18 protein-coding genes are annotated in these 20,648 nt (G+C 55.6%); 17 read left to right on the forward strand and 1 reads right to left on the reverse strand.

From position 1 onward, the window contains the following. The first annotated feature begins 44 nt into the window (after nt 1-44). The 10 genes from M5G26_RS06935 to M5G26_RS06980 all read left to right on the forward strand — a co-directional run bounded on the left by M5G26_RS06935 (nt 45) and on the right by M5G26_RS06980 (nt 12,093). A complete protein-coding gene (locus tag M5G26_RS06935) occupies nt 45-950 on the forward strand; it encodes an AraC family transcriptional regulator (RefSeq protein ID WP_077573033.1) in 906 nt (301 codons plus the stop codon). A gap of 344 nt (nt 951-1,294) precedes the next feature. Beyond that, nucleotides 1,295-2,605: an ABC transporter substrate-binding protein gene (locus M5G26_RS06940; protein WP_273914819.1), complete on the forward strand. Its 1,311-nt coding sequence runs from the start codon at nt 1,295-1,297 to the stop codon at nt 2,603-2,605. A 155-nt stretch (nt 2,606-2,760) separates the two neighbouring features. Beyond that, the gene (locus M5G26_RS06945) at nt 2,761-3,687 is read left to right on the forward strand and encodes a carbohydrate ABC transporter permease (RefSeq protein WP_038367588.1); all 927 of its coding nucleotides are present in this window, start codon (nt 2,761-2,763) and stop codon (nt 3,685-3,687) included. Nucleotides 3,688-3,695: 8 nt separating this feature from the next. Continuing rightward, entirely contained in the window at nt 3,696-4,526 is an 831-nt protein-coding gene (locus tag M5G26_RS06950; RefSeq protein ID WP_134177408.1) for a carbohydrate ABC transporter permease, read from the forward strand. Between the two features lie 126 nt (nt 4,527-4,652). Next, on the forward strand, nt 4,653-5,756 hold the full coding sequence (locus M5G26_RS06955) for an ABC transporter ATP-binding protein (protein ID WP_273914820.1): 1,104 nt from the start codon (nt 4,653-4,655) through the stop codon (nt 5,754-5,756). 15 nt (nt 5,757-5,771) lie between these two features. Beyond that, a complete protein-coding gene (locus tag M5G26_RS06960; protein WP_273914821.1) occupies nt 5,772-7,244 on the forward strand; it encodes a mannitol dehydrogenase family protein in 1,473 nt (490 codons plus the stop codon). A 289-nt stretch (nt 7,245-7,533) separates the two neighbouring features. Next, complete coding sequence (gene xylB, locus M5G26_RS06965) at nt 7,534-9,030, forward strand: xylulokinase (RefSeq protein WP_273914822.1); 1,497 nt, start codon at nt 7,534-7,536, stop codon at nt 9,028-9,030. Nucleotides 9,031-9,043: 13 nt separating this feature from the next. Then, entirely contained in the window at nt 9,044-9,982 is a 939-nt protein-coding gene (locus M5G26_RS06970) for a carbohydrate kinase family protein (RefSeq protein ID WP_273914823.1), read from the forward strand. A gap of 45 nt (nt 9,983-10,027) precedes the next feature. Continuing rightward, the gene (locus M5G26_RS06975) at nt 10,028-10,648 is read left to right on the forward strand and encodes a transglycosylase SLT domain-containing protein (RefSeq protein ID WP_273914824.1); all 621 of its coding nucleotides are present in this window, start codon (nt 10,028-10,030) and stop codon (nt 10,646-10,648) included. A 242-nt stretch (nt 10,649-10,890) separates the two neighbouring features. Next, nucleotides 10,891-12,093, forward strand: coding sequence for a hypothetical protein (locus M5G26_RS06980; RefSeq protein ID WP_273914825.1), 1,203 nt, complete (start codon nt 10,891-10,893; stop codon nt 12,091-12,093). A 38-nt stretch (nt 12,094-12,131) separates the two neighbouring features. Here the strand turns inward: M5G26_RS06980 and M5G26_RS06985 are convergent, their stop codons facing one another. After that, nucleotides 12,132-13,433: an OprD family porin gene (locus M5G26_RS06985; RefSeq protein ID WP_273914826.1), complete on the reverse strand. Its 1,302-nt coding sequence runs from the start codon at nt 13,431-13,433 to the stop codon at nt 12,132-12,134. 374 nt (nt 13,434-13,807) lie between these two features. Here M5G26_RS06985 and tssI point away from each other — a divergent pair, with 374 nt between their 5' ends. From tssI to M5G26_RS07020, 7 genes are all read left to right on the forward strand, one after another. Beyond that, nucleotides 13,808-16,012, forward strand: coding sequence for a type VI secretion system Vgr family protein (tssI, locus tag M5G26_RS06990; RefSeq protein ID WP_273914827.1), 2,205 nt, complete (start codon nt 13,808-13,810; stop codon nt 16,010-16,012). Continuing rightward, entirely contained in the window at nt 16,005-16,568 is a 564-nt protein-coding gene (locus tag M5G26_RS06995; RefSeq protein WP_273914828.1) for a lytic transglycosylase domain-containing protein, read from the forward strand. Before tssI ends, M5G26_RS06995 begins: the two co-directional genes overlap by 8 nt. Continuing rightward, nucleotides 16,565-17,098 (forward strand): hypothetical protein, encoded by a 534-nt coding sequence (locus tag M5G26_RS07000; protein WP_273914829.1) that lies wholly within the window; start codon nt 16,565-16,567, stop codon nt 17,096-17,098. The genes M5G26_RS06995 and M5G26_RS07000 overlap by 4 nt, the downstream gene beginning before the upstream one ends. 193 nt (nt 17,099-17,291) lie before the next feature. After that, complete coding sequence (locus tag M5G26_RS07005) at nt 17,292-18,074, forward strand: PoNe immunity protein domain-containing protein (RefSeq protein WP_273914830.1); 783 nt, start codon at nt 17,292-17,294, stop codon at nt 18,072-18,074. Continuing rightward, nucleotides 18,067-19,029 (forward strand): type VI immunity family protein, encoded by a 963-nt coding sequence (locus tag M5G26_RS07010; protein ID WP_273914831.1) that lies wholly within the window; start codon nt 18,067-18,069, stop codon nt 19,027-19,029. The genes M5G26_RS07005 and M5G26_RS07010 overlap by 8 nt, the downstream gene beginning before the upstream one ends. Before the next feature lie 5 nt (nt 19,030-19,034). Continuing rightward, nucleotides 19,035-19,841, forward strand: coding sequence for a PoNe immunity protein domain-containing protein (locus tag M5G26_RS07015; protein WP_443218375.1), 807 nt, complete (start codon nt 19,035-19,037; stop codon nt 19,839-19,841). Beyond that, entirely contained in the window at nt 19,816-20,586 is a 771-nt protein-coding gene (locus M5G26_RS07020) for a PoNe immunity protein domain-containing protein (protein WP_273914832.1), read from the forward strand. Before M5G26_RS07015 ends, M5G26_RS07020 begins: the two co-directional genes overlap by 26 nt. The last annotated feature ends 62 nt before the right edge of the window (nt 20,587-20,648 follow it).

The raw sequence follows: 20,648 nt of genomic DNA on the forward strand, positions 1-20,648 counted from the left end.
AAACGAGGCATGATCGGCAGGCGATAATAAAAAAGTAGCTCGCCATGACCCGAACAGCTCGCGTGACCGACCCCTCGTACGAGTTGATGGATGACCATAACGGGTTGTCCATCATCTACCGCCAGCATGGCTTTCCGTGCCCGCTGGTGCGCTGGCATTTTCACAAGGAATACGAACTGCACCTGATCGTGGCCAGTTCCGGCAAGGTATTCATCGGCGACTACATCGGCAATTTCTATCCCGAAACCCTGTTCCTCACGGGCCCCAATTTGCCGCACAACTGGATCAGCCAGGTGGCCGAAGACGAGGTCGTGGAAAAGCGCGACATGCTGGTCAACTTCACTGACGAACTGTTCGAAAGCGGCCACCAGGTGTTTGCCGAACTGAAAACCCTGGCGCCGCTGCTGGAGCGTGCGCAGTACGGCATCGAGTTCCGTTGCAAGCGCACCATCCGCCAGGCCATGACGCTGATGCAGCGCATCGCCGACAGCAAAGGCATCACCCGTCTCGGGCATTTTTTCATTCTGATGGAGCTGCTCGCGGCGAGCGATGACTTCCAGTTATTGTCCGGCGCCACCACACCGCAACTGGCCGATGAGCACAACATCGATCGCACCAACCGCGCGGTCGATTACATCTTCAGCCACTACGCCCGCGACATTTCGCTTGAGGAAGTCGCCGAGCATCTGGGCATGACGCCGACCTATTTCAGCCGGGTGTTCAAACAGGCCACCGGGCGCAATTTCATCGAGTTCGTCAATCGCCTGCGTATCAGCAAATCCTGCGAGCTGCTGGCCGACGGCGACAAACCGGTGACCGAGGTGTGCTTTGAATCCGGCTTCAACAATATTTCAAATTTCAATCGGCGCTTTCAGCAGCTCAAGGGTATGACGCCGTCGCACTACCGGCGGCTCGCGGTGCAGCGCCTGACTGAACAGAACCACCACTGACAACGCAATTCCCCCTGTGGGAGCAAGCCTGCTCGCGAAGGCGGGGGATCAGTTGGCAAATCTGTCGCTGACACACCGCATTCGCGAGCAGGCTCGCTCCCACAAATTTCATCGTAATGCTCAGAAACCTGTACGCATTCGATAGCGCCTGATCGCTACAAACCCCTTCCCTGCGTTCACCACACAAAAGCGCAGTGCAAAAAAGTATCAATAAAAGTGCTAGGGATGATTTGTCAGCCCGGCGATTGAAGGCTGTAATCAGCGCACATTCTTCCTGTCGTCGGAAGACACAAAAACAATAACTGTCCTTCTGTAACCCTCCGGGTGCAGAAAAGGAGTGCACGATGCAACCCACTGCAAAAGCTCTGCTTGCCCTCACCTGCATGACCCTCAGCAGCGTCAGCCTTGGCGCCCAGACCCTGACCATCGCCACCGTCAACAACAGCGACATGATCCGCATGCAAAAGCTCTCGAAAACCTTCGAGACCGAGCATCCGGACATCAAGCTCAATTGGGTCGTGCTCGAAGAAAACGTCCTGCGCCAACGCCTGACCACCGACATCGCCACTCAGGGCGGTCAGTTCGACGTGTTGACCATCGGCATGTACGAAGCGGCACTGTGGGGCGCCAAAGGCTGGCTGGAACCGATGAAGGATCTGCCGGCCAGTTACGCCCTCGACGATGTGTTCCCGTCGGTGCGTGAGGGCCTGTCGGTCAAGGGTTCGCTGTACGCCCTGCCGTTTTACGCGGAAAGCTCGATCACCTATTACCGCACCGACCTGTTCAAGGATGCCGGCCTGACCATGCCGGAGCGTCCGACCTGGGAGCAGATCGCTGGTTTCGCCGAAAAACTCACCCACAAAGACAAAGAGCAGTACGGCATCTGCCTGCGCGGCAAGGCCGGTTGGGGCGAGAACATGGCGCTGATCACCACGGTTGCCAACGCCTACGGCGCGCGCTGGTTCGATGAGCAGTGGAAGCCGGAATTCACCGGGCCGGAGTGGAAAAACGCGCTGAACTTCTACGTCGACACCATGAAGAAATCCGGCCCGCCGGGCGCCTCCAGCAACGGTTTCAACGAGAACCTCGCGCTGTTCAACAGTGGCAAATGCGCGATGTGGGTCGATGCCAGCGTCGCCGGTTCGTTCGTCACCGACAAATCCCAGAGCAAGGTTGCTGATCACGTTGGCTTTACCTTCGCGCCGCATCAAGTGACCGACAAAGGCTCGGCCTGGCTGTACTCCTGGGCGCTGGCAATCCCGACCAGCTCCAAAGCCAAAGATGCCGCCAAAGAATTCAGCGCCTGGGCGACGTCCAAAGAGTACGGCGAACTGGTGGCCAAGACTGACGGCATTGCCAACGTGCCGCCAGGCACTCGCGCCTCGACCTACAGCGACGCTTACATGAACGACGCGCCGTTCGCCAAGGTCACGCTGGAATCGCTGAAAGCGGCCGATCCGAGCAAACCGACGCTGAAACCGGTGCCGTATATCGGTATTCAACTGGTGACCATTCCTGAGTTCCAGGCGGTGGGGACGCAGGTCGGCAAGCTGTTCTCAGCGGCGCTGATCGGTCAGACCACGGTGGATCAGGCCTTGACTGCCGCGCAGCAAACCACTGAACGCGAGATGAAGCGCGCCGGTTATCCCAAGTAACCGCTGAACGACTTGCTCCTGCCTCCTGTGGGAGCGAGCCTGCTCGCGAAGGCGTCGTGCCAGCCAAAACACATGGCACTGATCCAGCGCTTTCGCGAGCAAGTTCGCTCCCACATGGGATCTCCATAGGTCTGTATGACTCGGTTGTGATCACCATGAATACTTCAACTGCCAAAGCCCACCTCGACCTGTCGCAACCTGCGCGCAAGGTCCGCGTACGCAATCCCGGCTGGTTTCTGGTCAGCCCTTCGGTGGCCCTGTTGCTGCTGTGGATGATCGTGCCGCTGGGCATGACCATCTACTTCTCGATGATCCGCTACAACCTGCTCTACCCCGGTGAGAACGAGTTCGTCGGGCTTGAGAACTTCACCTACTTTCTGACCGACTCGGGCTTCATGCCCGGCGCGACCAACACGCTGTTGCTGGTCGGTAGCGTGTTGCTGATCAGCGTGGTGTTGGGCGTACTGATCAGTGCGTTGCTGGAGGCCAGCGAATTCCTCGGTCGCGGCATCGTGCGGGTCATGCTGATTTCGCCGTTCTTCATCATGCCCACGGTCGGTGCGTTGATCTGGAAGAACCTGATTTTCCATCCGGTCTCGGGGATCCTCGCCTACATCTGGAAGTTGTTCGGCGCGCAACCGGTGGACTGGCTCGCGCACTACCCGCTGCTGTCGATCATCATCATTGTTTCGTGGCAATGGCTGCCCTTCGCCATCCTGATTCTGATGACCGCGATGCAGTCCCTCGATCAGGAGCAGAAAGAAGCCGCGCGCCTCGACGGTGCAGGCCCGATCGCAATCTTCTGGCACCTGACCCTGCCGCATCTGGCGCGACCAATTGCCGTGGTGGTGATGATTGAAACGATCTTCCTGCTGTCGGTGTTCGCCGAGATTTTCACCACCACCAACGGCGGCCCCGGCTACGCCTCGACCAACCTCGCCTACCTGATCTACAACCAGGCGCTGGTGCAGTTCGACGTCGGCATGGCCTCGGCGGGCGGCTTGATTGCCGTGGTCATCGCCAACATCGCCGCGATCATTCTGGTGCGGATGATCGGCAAAAACCTGACTGACAAAGCCTGAGGCCTGCCATGACTCTTCAACAATCCCGCCGGCTGCAAAGCCTGCTGCTCGGCACCCTGGCCTGGGCCATCGCGATCGTGATTTTCTTCCCGATCTTGTGGATGGTGATGACCAGTTTCAAATCCGAAATCGACGCGTTCGCCACGCCGCCGCAGTTCATCTTCACGCCGACGCTGGAGAACTACCTGCACATCAATGAGCGCAGCGATTACTTCAGTTTCGCCTGGAACTCGGTGGTGATCTCCTTCAGCGCCACCGCTCTGTGCCTGTTGATCGCGGTGCCGGCAGCGTACTCGATGGCGTTCTACGAAACCCAGCGCACCAAAGGCACGCTGCTGTGGATGCTCTCGACCAAGATGCTGCCGCCGGTGGGCGTGCTCATGCCGATCTACCTGCTGGCGAAGAGTTTCGGCCTGCTCGACACACGCATCGCGCTGATCGTGATCTACACGTTGATCAACCTGCCGATCGTGGTCTGGATGGTTTACACCTACTTCAAGGACATCCCCAAAGACATCCTCGAAGCCGCCCGTCTCGACGGCGCCACGCTGTGGCAGGAAATGGTCCGCGTGCTGCTGCCGATCGCCAAGGGCGGCCTCGCCTCGACCGTGCTGCTATCGCTGATCCTGTGCTGGAACGAGGCGTTCTGGTCGCTGAACCTGACCTCGTCGAAAGCCGCGCCACTGACGGCGTTGATCGCCTCGTATTCAAGTCCGGAAGGTTTGTTCTGGGCCAAATTGTCGGCGGTGTCGACCCTGGCGTGTGCGCCGATTCTGATCTTCGGCTGGATCAGCCAGAAACAACTGGTGCGCGGCCTCTCGTTCGGCGCCGTGAAATGAACATTGAAAAGCAAAAGATCGCAGCCTTCGGCAGCTCCTACATAAAGCATGCCGTCCCCCTGTAGGAGCTGCCGCAGGCTGCGATCTTTTGATCTTAAAAAAACAACATTGCGGAGGCCCATCATCATGGCCAACCTGAAAATCAAGAATCTGCAAAAAGGCTTCGAAGGCTTCTCCATCATCAAAGGCATCGACCTGGAAGTGAACGACAAGGAATTCGTGGTCTTCGTCGGCCCGTCGGGCTGCGGCAAATCCACCCTCCTACGGCTGATCGCCGGCCTCGAAGAAGTCAGCGACGGCACCATCGAACTGGATGGCCGCGACATCACCGAAGTCAGCCCGGCCAAGCGCGATCTGGCGATGGTGTTCCAGACCTACGCGCTGTACCCGCACATGACCGTGAAGAAAAACATGTCGTTCGCCCTCGATCTGGCGGGTGTACCGAAAGCCGAAGTCGAGAAGAAAGTCGGCGAAGCGGCGCGCATTCTCGAACTCGGGCCGATGCTTGAACGCAAGCCGAAACAGCTCTCCGGTGGCCAGCGCCAGCGGGTGGCGATCGGTCGCGCCATCGTGCGCAATCCGAAAATATTCCTCTTCGACGAACCGCTGTCCAACCTCGACGCCGCGCTGCGCGTGCAGATGCGTCTGGAGCTGCTGCGCCTGCACAAAGACCTGCAAGCGACGATGATCTATGTGACCCACGATCAGGTCGAAGCGATGACCATGGCCGACAAAGTCGTGGTGCTCAACGGCGGCAAGATCGAACAGGTCGGCTCGCCGCTGGACCTGTATCACAACCCGGCGAACCTCTTCGTCGCCGGGTTCCTCGGCACGCCGAAAATGGGTTTCCTCAAAGGCAAGATTGCCCGCGTCGACGGCCAGAGCTGCGAAATCTCGCTGGACGCCGGTACGCGCATCACCCTGCCGTTCAACGCCGGCAATCTGAGTGTCGGCAGCGCCGTGACGTTGGGCATTCGCCCGGAACATCTGGAACTGGCGCAACCGGGCGACTGCACGCTGCAAGTCACCGCCGACGTCAGTGAACGCCTGGGCAGCGACACCTTCTGCCACGTCACCACCAACGCCGGCGAAGCCCTGACCATGCGCGTGCGCGGTGATCTGGCCAGCCGCTACGGCGAACAGCTGAGCCTGCACCTCGACCCGTCGCACTGCCATTTATTCGATGCCGAAGGTGTCGCGTTGACCCGTCCGCTGCGCGCTGCGGCCTGATTTCGAGAACTCCCGATGAAACTCAACCAACAGAACCTCCATCGTCTGGCCGCCGAAGTGCAACTACCGGCGTACAGCCTCAGCGACACGCGCCAAGGCATCGCGCACATTGGCGTCGGAGGCTTTCACCGCGCGCATCAGGCGTATTACACCGATGCCTTGATGAACACCGGCGAAGCCCTCGACTGGGCGATTTGCGGCGTCGGCCTGCGCGCCGAAGACCGCCGTGCTCGCGACGACCTCAAGGAACAGGATTACCTGTTCACCCTGTTCGAACTCGGTGACAGCGACGACACCGAAGTGCGCGTGATCGGTGCGATTCGCGACATGCTGCTGGCCGAGGACGGCGCTCAGGCGTTGATCGACAAACTCGCCGACCCGCAGATTCGCATCGTCTCGCTGACCATCACTGAGGGCGGTTACTGCATCGACGACAGCAACGGCGAATTCATGGCGCATCTGCCGCAGATCCAACATGATCTGGCTAACCCGGATGCGCCGAAAACCGTGTTCGGTTTCTTGTGTGCAGCCCTGGAAAAACGCCGCGCGGCGGGCATCCCGGCGTTTACCGTGATGTCTTGCGATAACCTGCCGCACAACGGCGCAGTGACCCGCAAGGCGCTGCTGGCATTTGCCACTCTGCGTAACAGCAATCTGTGCAGCTGGATCGACGCCAACGTCAGTTTTCCCAACGCCATGGTCGATCGCATCACGCCGATGACCAGCACCGCGCATCGCCTGCAATTGGCCGACAAACACGGCGTCGACGATGCCTGGCCGGTGGTCTGCGAACCGTTTGTGCAATGGGTGCTGGAGGACAAATTCGTCAATGGTCGCCCGGCCTGGGAAAAGGTCGGCGTGCAGTTCACCGATGATGTTTCGCCCTACGAAGAGATGAAAATCAAGTTGCTCAATGGCAGCCATTTGGCGCTGACGTATCTGGGCTTTTTGAAGGGTTATCGGTTTGTTCACGAGACCATGAACGACCCGCTGTTCGTGCGTTATATGCGCGCCTATATGGATTTGGACGTGACGCCGCAACTGGCGCCGGTGCCGGGCATTGACCTGACGGACTATAAGAACACGCTGGTGGCGCGCTTCTCCAATCAGGCGATTGCCGATCAACTGGAGCGGGTGTGTTCGGACGGCTCGTCGAAGTTTCCCAAGTTCACCATTCCGACGATCAACCGGTTGATTGCTGATGGGCAGGAGACCAAGCGCGCGGCGTTGGTGGTGGCGGCTTGGGCGTTGTATTTGAAGGGGGTGGATGAGAATGGTGATACCTATTCGATTCCTGATCCGCGCGCGGCGTTTTGTCAGGCGTTGGTGGCGGACGATGCTTTAATTACGCAGCGGTTGTTGGCGGTCGAGGAGATTTTTGGCACGGTGATTCCGCGTTCGGCGGAGTTTGTGGCGGCGTTTGAGTGGTGCTGTAACAGCTTGCGCGAGGATGGTGTGACGCGGACTTTGCAGCGGATTCTGGATTGAAAAGCCCCTCACCCTAGCCCTCTCCCGGAGGGAGAGGGAACTGACCGAGTGGTTTGTGCAAGTTACATCGACCTGAAAGTCCGGAGTTGAACTCAGGTTTTGAACAGCACCTGATTGAGAAAACCGGAGTCGAACTCAGCTTTTGAACAGCCCCGGTTGAGAAAACCGGAGTTGAACTCAGCTTTTGAACAGCCCCCGATCGGCTCCCTTTCCCCCTCGCCCCCTTGGGGGAGAGGGCTGGGGTGAGGGGGTAAGCTCTTGATCTTCACCACACCCGAGTGGTTCACACATGACATCAAAACAACTGTTCCTAGGCATCGACTGCGGCACCCAAGGCACCAAAGCCATCATCCTTGACGCCATCAGCGGTCAAGTCCTCGGCCAAGGCGCCGCCGCGCACACGATGATCAGCGGCGCCAACGGCCGCCGCGAACAAGACACCCAGCAATGGCTGGAAGCCTTCACCCTCGCCACCCGCCGCGCATTACTGGCGGCGAATGTCGACGGCCAGTCGATCCTCGGCATCGGCGTCTCCGGTCAGCAACACGGCCTGGTCCTGCTCGATGATCAAGGTGAAGTCCTGCGCCCGGCCAAGCTCTGGTGCGACACCGAAACCAGCGCACAAAACGACCGTCTGCTCACTCATCTGGGCGGTGAAAAAGGCTCGCTGGAACGCCTCGGCGTGGTCATCGCACCGGGCTACACCGTGTCGAAACTGCTCTGGACCAAAGAACAACACCCCGTGGTGTTCGCGCGCATCGCGCGCATTCTATTGCCCCACGACTACCTGAACTTCTGGCTCACCGGTCGCGCCTGCAGCGAATACGGCGACGCCTCCGGCACCGGATATTTCAACGTGCGCACCCGCCAGTGGGACTTACAATTGCTGCGCGACATCGACGCCAGCGGACGCCTGCAAGCCGCGCTGCCAGAGCTGATCGATGCACATCAATCTGTCGGCACCATCCTCCCGGCCATCGCCGAACACCTCGGCATCAACCCCAATGCGCTGGTCTCCAGCGGCGGCGGTGACAACATGATGGGCGCCATCGGCACCGGCAATATCCAGCCCGGCGCGATCACCATGAGCCTCGGCTCCTCCGGCACGGTGTACGCCTATTCCGAAGTACCAAAAGTCAGCCCGGACGCTTCGGTAGCGACCTTCTGCTCGTCCAGCGGCGGTTGGTTGCCGCTGATCTGCACCATGAACCTGACCAACGCCACCGGCGCGATTCGCGAGCTGTTCGACCTCGATCTTGAGCAGTTCAACCACCTCGTCGCCGCGGCCCCCATCGGCGCCGACGGCGTGAGCATGCTGCCGTTCCTCAACGGCGAGCGTGTTCCCGCCCTGCCCCACGCCACCGGCAGCCTGCACGGTTTGACGCTGGATAACCTGACCCAGGCCAACCTGTGCCGCGCCGCCGTCGAAGGCACCACCTTCGGTTTGCGTTACGGACTGGATTTGCTCCGCCACAATGGTTTACAAAGCCGCAGCATTTGCCTGATCGGCGGCGGTTCGAAAAGCGCGGTGTGGCGGCAGATCGTCGCCGACATCATGAACACCCCGGTGATCTGCACCGAACAAAGCGAAGCCGCCGCCCTCGGCGCAGCGATTCAAGCGACGTGGTGCAAATCCTGGTCGAACGGCCACGAAGACAGCCTCGCCGACCTGTGCCAGCGCTGCGTGAAACTCGACTCCAGCAGTGAAACCCTGCCGATTGCCGCCAACGTCGCGGCGTTCCAGCAGGCCTATGAACGCTATCAACAGCATGTCGCAACCCTATAAAGAGCAAACAATTATGTATTTGGTGTGTGGCGAAGCCCTGTTTGATTTTTTCAGTGAAGACGACGCCAGCGGTCTGGCCTCGAAAGTGAATTTCAAGGCGATTGCCGGCGGCTCGCCGCTCAACGTCGCCGTCGGTTTGCGCCGTTTGGGCGTGGACTCGGCCTTGTTTGGCGGGCTGTCCACCGACTACCTCGGCCGCCGCTTGCAGCGAGTGCTGCAGGATGAAGGTGTGCGTCCGGACTATTTGGTGGACTTCGCCGCACCGACCACGCTGGCCATGGTCGCCGTCGGTGCCAATGGCTCGCCGCACTACAGCTTTCGCGGTGAAGGCTGCGCCGACCGGCAACTGAGTCTGGCGCATCTGCCGGCGCTGGGTCCTGAAGTGCGCGGCTTGCACATTGGCTCGTTCTCGCTGGTGGTGCAGCCGATTGGCGATACCTTGCTGACCCTGGTACAGCGCGAAAGCGGCAAACGCCTGATCACCCTCGACCCGAACGTACGCCTCAATCCCGAGCCGAACATCGACCTGTGGCGTGAGCGCATCGCGACGCTGGTGCCACTGGCCGATCTGATCAAGGTCAGCGACGAAGACCTGAGCCTGCTCTACCCCGAACAAGACCCGCAACGCGTGATCGAAGGCTGGCTCGAACATCGCTGCCAGATCGTCTTCCTCACCCGTGGCGGCGATGGCGCTACTGTGTTCAGCCGCCAACACGGCACATGGTCAGTCCCGGCAGCCTCGATAAAGATTGCCGACACCGTTGGCGCCGGCGACACCTTTCAGGCCGCGCTGATCACCTGGCTGACCGAGCACGGTCTGGACTCGGTCGAAGGCGTGCAGCAACTCGCTCGCGAGCAGGTCGACGCCATGCTCAGGTTCGCCGTGCAAGCCGCCGCGCTGACCTGCAGCAAGACCGGCCCGGATCTGCCCTATCGTCATCAATTGAGCTGAGCGCGTAGACTGTCGGCCTTTTTGCGCACGACGGGATAACGGCTTTTGAATTACAGGCAGACGCTTGGACTACTGACACTGGCAACGCTACTGAGCGGGTGCGGCACCTCGCCGCCCCGCTCGCCGGAAGACATCTGCGAAATCTTCCGCGAAAAAAGCGACTGGTACGACGCTGCGCAAGTCACGCAAAAGCGCTGGGGCGTACCGATTCAGGTGCCCTTCGCGATCATGTATCAGGAATCCGGCTACCGTTACGACGCCAAGACCCCGCGCAAATACCTGCTGTGGGTGATCCCGTGGGGCCGCGTCTCGACCGCCTCGGGTTATGCGCAAGCCAAAGATGGAGTGTGGGCCGACTACCAGAAAAGCACCGGCCGCAGCGGAGCCGATCGCGAAGACTTCGACGACGCCATCGACTTTGTCGGCTGGTACATGGACAAGACCTATTCGATCAACGGCGTCTACAAGTACGACGCCTACAACCAATACCTCAATTACCACGAAGGCTGGGGCGGGTTTCGCAACAAGACTTACGCGAGCAAAGCCTGGCTCATGCCAACGGCGCGCAAAGTGCAGAACCGTTCGGATGTGTATGCGCGGCAATATGCCGGGTGCAAGGAGGATTTGAATCGCGGGTTCTGGAGCCGGTTCTGGCATTGGTTGTAGTAGTTCCGGGTTCCAGTGTAGGAGCTGCCGAAGGCTGCGATCTTTTGATTCTGATCTTGGTGCAAGCTCCAAAGATCGCAGCCTTCGGTACCTCCTGCATCGACGACATTGGTGGCTCTCTATACGAAAAAAACTCCCCTGCCTAGCTGTCAACTCTGACAGCTAGGCAGGGGAGTTTTTTGTTTGTCTACTGGATTCAGGAGAGCGCTGGCGCTCCTTCATTACTCATGGAAGAAAATCTTATGAACGCGTTCGTGAAACCACTTATCGCCGTCGCCTCATTGCTACCCATGTTCACCTTGATAAACAACGTACAGGCCAGCCAACCGGTACCTGTTGGTCCTGACACAGGAGAGTGCCGGGCGTCTGGCGCGTTGGAAACAACCCGAGCTTTGGGCTTTTGCGTCGAAAACGGAGTGAAAAAGGCCTGGTTCAGAAATGCAAATCCGACCAAGCTGATTAACCTCAAACCTTTGCAGGCCAATCGGTCCTGCGACAGTAGCTTTCTGACACAGAACATCATGACAGGAACCTGTGATCAGCTTCTGGGACCTGTCTTGGGCAAGGTACCAGTGTTCTGGCCCGTTGCCTTTCCCAACGAGGAGCCCAAACGTCTGCAACCCTTGCCGCTTGATACCGGAGCAGAACTACGCGCCGCGACGCTCTTTGGCAATGTGGCGGGCCAAAGTATTACCCTTTTGGGTAACACCGCCGTGGTGTGGCCCTTTGAAAAAAGAGGTGAACCGGTCCAGGTCTCAGTCCGAAATGACAATTGTCGGGTCGCCGCTATTATTGATTCCAATGTCGATAGCTCCACGCTCGTGGCACTCAATTGTCCACACCTGTTGGGAAACCCGAAGGCCACAATCGCCACGTTCAACGGCACAAAGTACGTCATGAAAGCGCTGAAACTCCCCCCAGCGGCGACGTATTGCGAAGTGGTGGGCATCAATAGCCAGAGTCAGGCTGCAGGCACTTGCCATTACGCCAACAACTTTACCGCTGCAACCTACTGGTCAGGACCTGATGCAGAGGCGAAAACACTGGTGTCCACCCAAAACTATCCGGTGGAAGTCGTACATTTCAATAACAACGGCTCCGCCATCGTTAAAGTCCTCCCAGCACAGAACCAAGAAATCCCGGCCTTCTGGCGCACTTCAACAGACGATGCAGACCCGCTGCCAACGCCGCAAAACTTCAATAACTGCCGTGTTGACGCCTTGGCCGTGAGTGTTGATACAGCACTCATGACTTGCGCCTCCGAGCACCTCTCCATACCCAATACTGTCTTTACCTGGAGCCCGCATGGTGGCTTGAACACTATTCAACCTGCCGCGGGAACTGACGAATACGTAGGAGAAGCAATATCAAGCTCGGCATTGGAAGCGGTCGGCTCGTTTCAGGCAGGCTCGAAAATCAGAGCCTTCATAAGCACACTGCCCTGACCTGATAATGGGCCAGGGCAGCATCGCCTCTGGCCCTTTTACAACACCGAAAAGCTATAACTCACAATCAACCGTGTCTCATCCACGTCCCGGGCAAACTTCTCATAGTTGGTCCGGTAAGTCGCATTCCTCAATCGCAGACTCACATCCTTGAACGTGCCCGTCTGAACCACATACTTCAACTCGCTGTCGCGCTCCCACTCCTTGCCTTCCTGATCACTGCCCAACACCTTGATGTGATCACCGTTCACATAACGCGTCAGGAAACTCAAACCATTAATGCCAATAGTTTTAAAGTCATAGTCATAACGCAACTGCCACGAGCGTTCCTGCGCGGCGGCGAAGTCGTTGACCTGCACGTAGTTGACCAGATACGGATTGCTGCCATCGAGGTACGGCATCGAGTTATCGCCGTTCATGCGCTGCCAACCGGCGCTGAACGTGTGACCGCTGTGCGCATACGACAACATGCCGCTCAACGCGCGGTTATCGATGGAACCGGCCTTGGCATCACCGCTGTCGGCACTTTTCAGCACACGCAGATCCGCTTTAAGCACACCGCCAGCTAACGGTTGATTACCCAGCAACCCGACAAAGTGCTGACGATAAATGTCTTCCAGTTCGGCGTAGTGATACTGCGCGGTCAGGCGATCATTGATCTTGTAGTCGAAGCCGTACATGTCGAAATGGTCGGCGGTGGTGTTGCAGGCGTAGCGCTTGTTCTTGCAGTGCACGCGGATGTCTTGCGAATCGGTGGAATCGCGCGCGGTGTACTTGTCCAGACGCGCGGCCATGAAGGTCAGGTCTTTCACCTCTTTAGAGGTCAACATGGCGCCGTTGAACATGGTCGGCAGCAAACGACCGTCGTTGTATTTCAGCAACGGTAGATCCGGCAGCAGCGCGCCATACTTCAGCACCGTGTCCGAAACCTTTACCTTGGCGGTCAGGCCCATTTTCGCGTACTGACCTTTCGAGCCGCGCGGGTCGTTGCCGCTCGAGGGCAGCAAGCCGCTGTTGCTGCGGTCCGGGCTGGAATCGAGTTGAAAGCCGAGCATGCCCAGCGCATCAATACCAAAACCCACGGTACCTTCGGTGTAGCCCGATTGCAGGTTGAGGATAAAGCCCTGTGCCGACTCTTCACGCTTGGACGCGCCCTGATCGTTCGTGGTGTGCCCATCACGGAAATCGCGGTTGAAGTACACCGTGCGCGATTCGATTTTCGCCGTGGTGTCTTCAAAAAATCCGCTGGCCTGAACCTGTGCGGTAAAACCTGCGCACAGCACAAAGGCTCCGAAGCCAAATGACTGGCGCGGGGTGATGAGGGGAAATGGGGGACGCATGAAAAACTCCAACAATGCAGCGTTTGCGCAAGCGCGCAACAAGCCAGAAAAATAGCTCCCGTCCCGGGTCGAATTGAACCAGGAGAAAGTGAACACGCAGGGGTGAGCGGCAATGATGGCAGATGGCTTTGACGTGCTACAGGCGACTTTAGTCTGAATCTGACTGAGGATTCTTCAACCCCGGGTCGTGGGAAAAGTTGCTGGCAATCGACGCCAATTCGCACGAAACGCCCGGTTTCACTGGGCGAAACACCCCATCTAAGGGTTTTCCCTATACCGCAAACCTGCCAGACCTACGGCTTTTGTGCCTTGAACGGTGCCGCCGAATCCTCCATCATCCGTCACCTGCTTATTCAACGGACGGAATTCAAGGCATGCTGGACGCCAACGCAACCCACATTACCCTCACGCTTGAAGGCGCCAACGCCGACCTGCAAGTCCTCAGCTTCACCGGTCGCGAAGCCCTCAACCAACCGTTCCGTTTCGACCTCGAACTCGTCAGCGCGCGCCCCGACCTCAAACTCGAAGAGCTGTTGCACAAGCCCGGCGTCTTGACTTTCGGCCCGACCGGCGAAGGCAAGATCCACGGTCTGGTCTATCGCATCGAGCAAGGCGACTCCGGCAAGACCCTGACCCGTTACAGCCTCAGCCTGGTGCCACAACTGGCCTACCTGCGGCACAACCACGATCAGCAGATTTTCCAGCAACTGACCGTACCGAAGATCATCGCTCAGGTGCTGGAAGATCGCGGCATTCTTGCCGACGCCTACAGCTTCCAGCTCAACGCCGAATACCCGGAACGCGACTACTGCGTGCAGTACGACGAATCCGACCTGCACTTCATCCAGCGCCTGTGCGAAGAAGAAGGCATTCACTTCCACTTCCAGCACAGCAGCAGCGGCCACAAACTGGTGTTCGGCGACGACCAGACCGTGTTCCGTAAGCTGAAACCGGTGAGCTACCAGCAAGACTCCGGCATGGCCGCCGACAAACCGGTGATCAAACGCTTCAACCTGCGTCTGGAAACCCGCACTACGAGCGTCAGCCGCCGCGACTACGACTTCGAAAAACCGCAGATCCTCCCCGAAGGCACGGCGAAAAGCACCTTTGCCCCGGACCTCGAGGACTACGACTACCCCGGCCGCTTCACCACCCGCGAGCGCGGCAAGTTCCTTGCCACCCGCGCCCTCGAACGCCATCGCAGCGACTACAAACTCGCCGAAGGCAAAGGTGACGAACCGACGCTGACCAGTGGCCACTTCCTCACGCTCGCCGAACACCCGCGCGCCGAATGGAACGACCTGTGGCTGCTGCTGGAAGTCTTCCACGAAGGCAAACAACCGCAAGTCCTCGGCGAAAACGTCACCAGCGACGTCACCGACAACAAAAGCGATTTCCACCAGGGCTACCGCAACAGCTTCCTCGCCACCCCGTGGGACGCACACTACCGCCCTGCCCTTGAACACCCGAAACCAAAAGTCCTCGGCAGCCAGACCGCTGTCGTCACCGGCCCGGCGGGCGAAGAAATCCACTGCGACCAGTACGGCCGCATCAAAGTGCAATTCCACTGGGACCGCGACGGTCAGTCCAACGACAAAACCACCTGCTGGATGCGCGTCGCCAGCGGCTGGGCCGGCGCAGCGTACGGCGGCATCGCCATCCCGCGCATCGGCATGGAAGTCCTCGTCACCTTCCTCGAAGGCGACCCCGATCAGCCACTGGTCACCGGCTGCCTGTACCACAAGGAAAACGTCGTCCCCTACGACCTGCCGGCGAACAAAACCCGCAGCACCTTCAAAACCCTGAGTTCACCGGGCGGCAAGGGCTACAACGAGTTCCGCATCGAAGACAAGAAAGGCGTCGAGCAGATCTACATCCACGCCCAGCGCGACTGGGACGAAAACATCGAGCACGACCAGAAAATCCGCGTCGGCAACGAACGGCACGACACCGTCGAAGCCAACACGCTGAGCGAGTTCAAGGTTGAAGAACACCGCATCACCCATCTGGACCGCATCAGCGAGATGCGCGCCGACGAGCACCTGACCGTCGGCGTGACCCAGCACGTAAAAATCGGCACCGCTCAATTCGTCGAAGCCGGCAGCGAAATCCACTACCACGCCGGCGACAAGGTCGTGGTAGACGCCGGCATGGAACTCACCGCCAAGGCTGGCGGCAGTTTCGTCAAGGTCGACGCCGGCGGCGTGACCATCAGCGGCGCAGAAGTGAAGGTCAATACCGGCGGCGCGCCTGGGGTTGGCACCGGGATCGGGATTTTGGTGCCGTTGATTCCCACTCTTGCTGCCGTAGGTAGTGTCGGACACTTGCTTGAACGCAAAAAAGTGCTTGAGAAAACCCCACATGATTTGGATTTCCTTATAACCAGTCAAGATACTGGATTACCGCTAAAAAACTTCCCGTATATGATTAAGACCTCATCTGGTAAACAAATTGTAGGTCGAACCAATGCAGATGGAAGAACTGCAAAAATTTCGAGTACGGAAGCAGAAACGGCCGTTATTGAAGTTTATGACGATATTCCGCCTATCAACCCGGGTTGGGACGACTCAGATGTCTAAAAACAAACCACTAGCAACAGCCAAGAAACCACTCACGCCGAAAGCCGATACCGCTCCAGCAAAAATTGCCGTGAACGATAGTCAACGCTTGAAAGAAATCAGAAAACTCGTGGAAGCCAATAACAAATCCACCATCGATACCAATACGGTGATTTGCCAGATTTATATGGAGTCACGCTTTGACGCGAATGCGGGTTTAGGTAAACATTCAGCCCGAGGCCTTATGCAGATGCAAGAGCCTGCGGTCAAACAAGTCTATAAATACCGAAAGAAAAAACAATTGGGACGTTCTCCGAGCGATGCTCAGACTGAAGAAGCCTTTGCGGCTGGGGCAGCCTTTTACGCATCCCAATCCATATGGGACGAAGCTCAGAATATTCAACTGGGAACAGAGTACATGCAGTACTGGCTGGATATTTCCAGTTCAACGGAAGAGGCGTATAAAAAATACCGGGGCAAAACCAATGGAGTCTATTACAAAAAAATAAGTGAGTGCGCCAAAAAACTTGCGGCGAATCCTGACTCGATGGACGTTTTGCGGACGGCATTACAATGAAAAACTTGTGGATTGTTTTAGTTTTTGCCATTTTTTGTCGTCCGCTTTTAGCTGATCCTAAAAAAGTCGTTCTGGACTGCCCGATTGCCGACGGAACCAGTGCGGCCTTGCTCGCCAGCTCAAGTGAGGATGGACAACAGCTATTCGTGAAGATTGGCGATAATGTCGATACCGCTTTTCCGGACATGCCAGATACAAACTTCGTTGGCAACATCGTATTAGCAAAATGCTCAGGATCCAGTCTGGTTTACGCTCTGAACTATGGCTCCCCCTACTTGAAAGGAGCCGTTGTACGCAAAAATCCAGAGACCAAAACCCTGGAGCGAATCGATTTCGCCGAAAAAGCGCTTCCGAGCCTGTTGTACTTGAATGCACAACAAATGCGCTTGGTGATACCGAATGAGGGTTATGAAGACCCATCAAAATTCCTTGTCTATGACTACGTCGCAATCAAAGGGCAGCCAGAGGAACCGAAAGGTGTCAACACACTGCCCGGTCGAAAAGGTTTTGAGGTTTTCGATCTAAAGTAACAACCATTCATTCGGGTTTGTACTCTGAGCGCTGAGCGAAGCGTGCAAGAACGGGAAGTAATATACTTGACCTACTTTCAGAACTACTCAACCCCCTCACAAAAACCAAGTCAAACCATCTACAATTAAACCAAAAAGCGTTTTACCAAAAATACTGTCACTACCATCCTCGCCCTTGAGTAAAAACTCTGTTATGAGCAGAAGACAAGAATTTTTAACCGAGGTCAGATATAACGACTTTCTCGCTTACAGCGACGAAACCAAAGAGTTCTGGGCGAACAACACATTCGAGTCAGACACTCCAGAGCAAGAAGCCTCATTAAGAGTTACGCACTTCAAAAACGTAGCCTTAAAGAAACTGTTCATCTCGTACACCGCCGGATTAGAAATAACCTCGTTAGTCCCGCTTCTCGAAGAGCTCATTACACACTATGAGAACCGCCAGAAAAAACTATCTCTATCTGAAAATATAGTAGATATATCCCCTCTTGCCATTGACGACTGGCTAGATGAGTACGAAGAGCGTATTCAAGTAATTAGCTTATGCATACTGCTGCGCCGCACAGATCTACTAAAGCGATTCGTCGAACTCTTTGATAAAGCAGGCTACAATGGTCAAGATGCTTTGTATGAGGATCTTCTATGCAAAGTACTCCCCGACAGAGAAGACATTTACGACTGGTACCACGAAGTTTATACGCCTCTTCTCCAGGCCATCTACGCAGATGAAAAAGATGAAGCATCTGATCTGTTGGCGGAATATTGCAAAGAATGGTACCCGGCATTTAAAAAAGCGCCTTGGCACGACTCTCATCTGCAGGGTGACGAAGGAAGCTATGTTGGATACTGGGCGTTCGAGGCAGGAGCTATCGCATTTTTATATGGGATAGACGACAGCAAAATCGATCACATGGTTTATCCAAAGGACTTGGTCGAATACGCAAGAAATTATCAACTGCGCTCAGAAAATGAATAGACTCGAGAAGCTTTCAGAAAATGCGCCAGATTTTTCGTTCGAGTTATCGGATGGAACCTCGGTGGTAAGACTCGGCTTGATCGTTACCTTGTACTTCAAGGACGGTTACACGTTGCAGTGCAAGCAGGCTGTCATGCAGTGTTTCGCACGTTTCAAGGAAGAATTTGGTCAGCACCTGAAAGGACAGTTTGATCACCGCTACAAAAAACTAACTGATGCGAGTTCCGATAAAAAAACTTCAAAAATCCTCAAGACGTCCTCAAACGAACAACACGAGTGGCATATCAGCAGTGCCGCTACAGCCAATGAGGCCGGCGAATATAGTTTATCTGCGTTAAATTCATTTGAAGTACATGGTGATAAAAAACGCTCATTTCTGAAGATGACGCTGCCATGGAGCATCTTGAAAGAACCCGATGGGGCTACCCGTTATCGAGACTGGATAGGTTACTTGGCCGACCAAGTTAAAGCGGAACATGGATATGGCGGGCTTTCGAGTATTTTGCCCTTCGATTTTGATAACTATATGCCCATGAAATTCCAACTAGCTCAGCGTTACACGGGGCTCGAAGTTGACTCCTTAGTGACCAATTTCAAACGAGAGCTTCTCGACCATATTAAAGGAATCAATTGGTATACCGTTATCGGCAATCGATTCACGGAACGACTGGGCGGCATAGATGCTATAAGTCAATCGTTTAGCGGTCGCAACGATGTAGAAATGCTGAAATACCAACACGGCTTGGTGATTCGTGCCGGCGAACTACCGGATCTAGGCCCCATCGATGAACCATTACCGGCAGTGTATGTAGCGGTAAATCGCGTTTTTAAACCGTTGCGCATACCAACACCTAGTCAACTGCATACATATTCTCAGCATGAAAACTGTTTTGGAGAAGAAAGCACAATTCGTTGGTATGCACGGTTCGATCAAACCGATCCCCCTTCGAACTAACCATAATGAAAAGACAGAATTTTTATAGCGAAAATCATTACAATATCTTTCTGAAGGCATCTGACGATGCTATAGATTTTTACCGCACTAGAACATTTAAATCTGATTCTTCCGAAGAAGAAGAAATGCTTCGCTCTAGATTTTTTCAAAGACTCTCTCTGGATAAGCTTTTAGCGACTTACACAGCAGGAGAAGCAGTCCCCTCGCTCATTCCGATACTTGAAGATTTAGTGTCCAAGTATGAAGAATGGCAAGTCAAACTAGCACAATACGAAAAGAACCCTGACATATCACCATTAGCAATTAGTGATTACCCCTATCAATATGAAGAATGCGTTCAGGTCATAGGGTTTTGCACCCTATTACATCGCACAGATCTGCTTAAGCGTTTTGTAACTTTGATCGATAATGCCGGCTACGAAGGCACAGATACACTCTATGAAGATTTGCTTTGCAAGATTTTACCTGGCAGACACGATATAGATCAGTGGTATCACGACGTCTATTCGCCTTTAGTACAGGCTATCTACGCAGACAGCGAAAAGAAAGCATCGAGACTTCTGAGAAAATACTGTAGTCAATGGTACCCCGCTTTTAAGCAAGCTCCATGGCACGATTCGCACTTACAGGGCGAAGATGGCAATTACGTAGGGTACTGGGCTATAGAAGCAGGAGCTATCGCATTTTTATATGGGATAGACGATAGCAAAATAGATGACATGATTTATCCAAAGGACTTGGTCGAATACGCCAGAAATGTGGCCATTCGATTGGAGCAGAATACTCATGAACATACGACAGACACTCTTTAGCGCCGCACGCTATGAAAATTTCCTCAGGGAATATGATGAGCTTCTAAATTTGTTCTCAACAAACAAATTCAAATCAGACTCTGCGTTAGAGGAAGCATCTCAGCGCGCCAGATATTTCCAGACGCTCGCTTTGGAAAAGCTATTCGCCACCTATACAGCGGCTGAGCATATAGAAAAACTTATTCCTATGCTTGAAGAACTGATAGATAAATATGAAATTCGCCAAAAGACTTTGGCCGAGTATTTAGGCGTGCCGAACATTTCGCCTCTGGCAATCGATGACTGGCCCAATCAGTACGAAGAAGCCGTTCAAGTCATCAGTCTTTGCATACTTTTACACCGGGCTGACCTGCTCCTACGCTTTGTGAAACTTATTGACGACGCAGGGTATGCAGGTGAAGACACCCTTTATGAGGCCTTGTTAAATAAAGCTTTGCCACATCGGTACGACATAGATGAGTGGTATCACGACATCTACACACTACTTATCCAAGCGATCTACAGCGACAACAAAGACGAGCCGCCTAAACTTCTTAAAAAATACTGCCAGCAATGGTATCGAGCTTTCAAGAAAGCACCTTGGCACGACTCCCATCTTCAAGGAGAGGAAGGAACTTACGTAGGGTATTGGGCCTTTGAAGCAGGCGCTGCTGCCTTTCTGTATGACATTGACGACAGCAAAATCGATCACATGGTCTACCCCAAAGATCTGGTCGAATACGCTCGCACCCAGCAATCGCAATGAGCTTGTGCATCCGCCACACCCACCACTCAGCCTGCCCTCTTTCGACGGCAGGCTTTTTGAGG

Source organism: Pseudomonas sp. TNT2022 ID642 (assembly GCF_028656995.1).
Lineage (GTDB): Bacteria > Pseudomonadota > Gammaproteobacteria > Pseudomonadales > Pseudomonadaceae > Aquipseudomonas.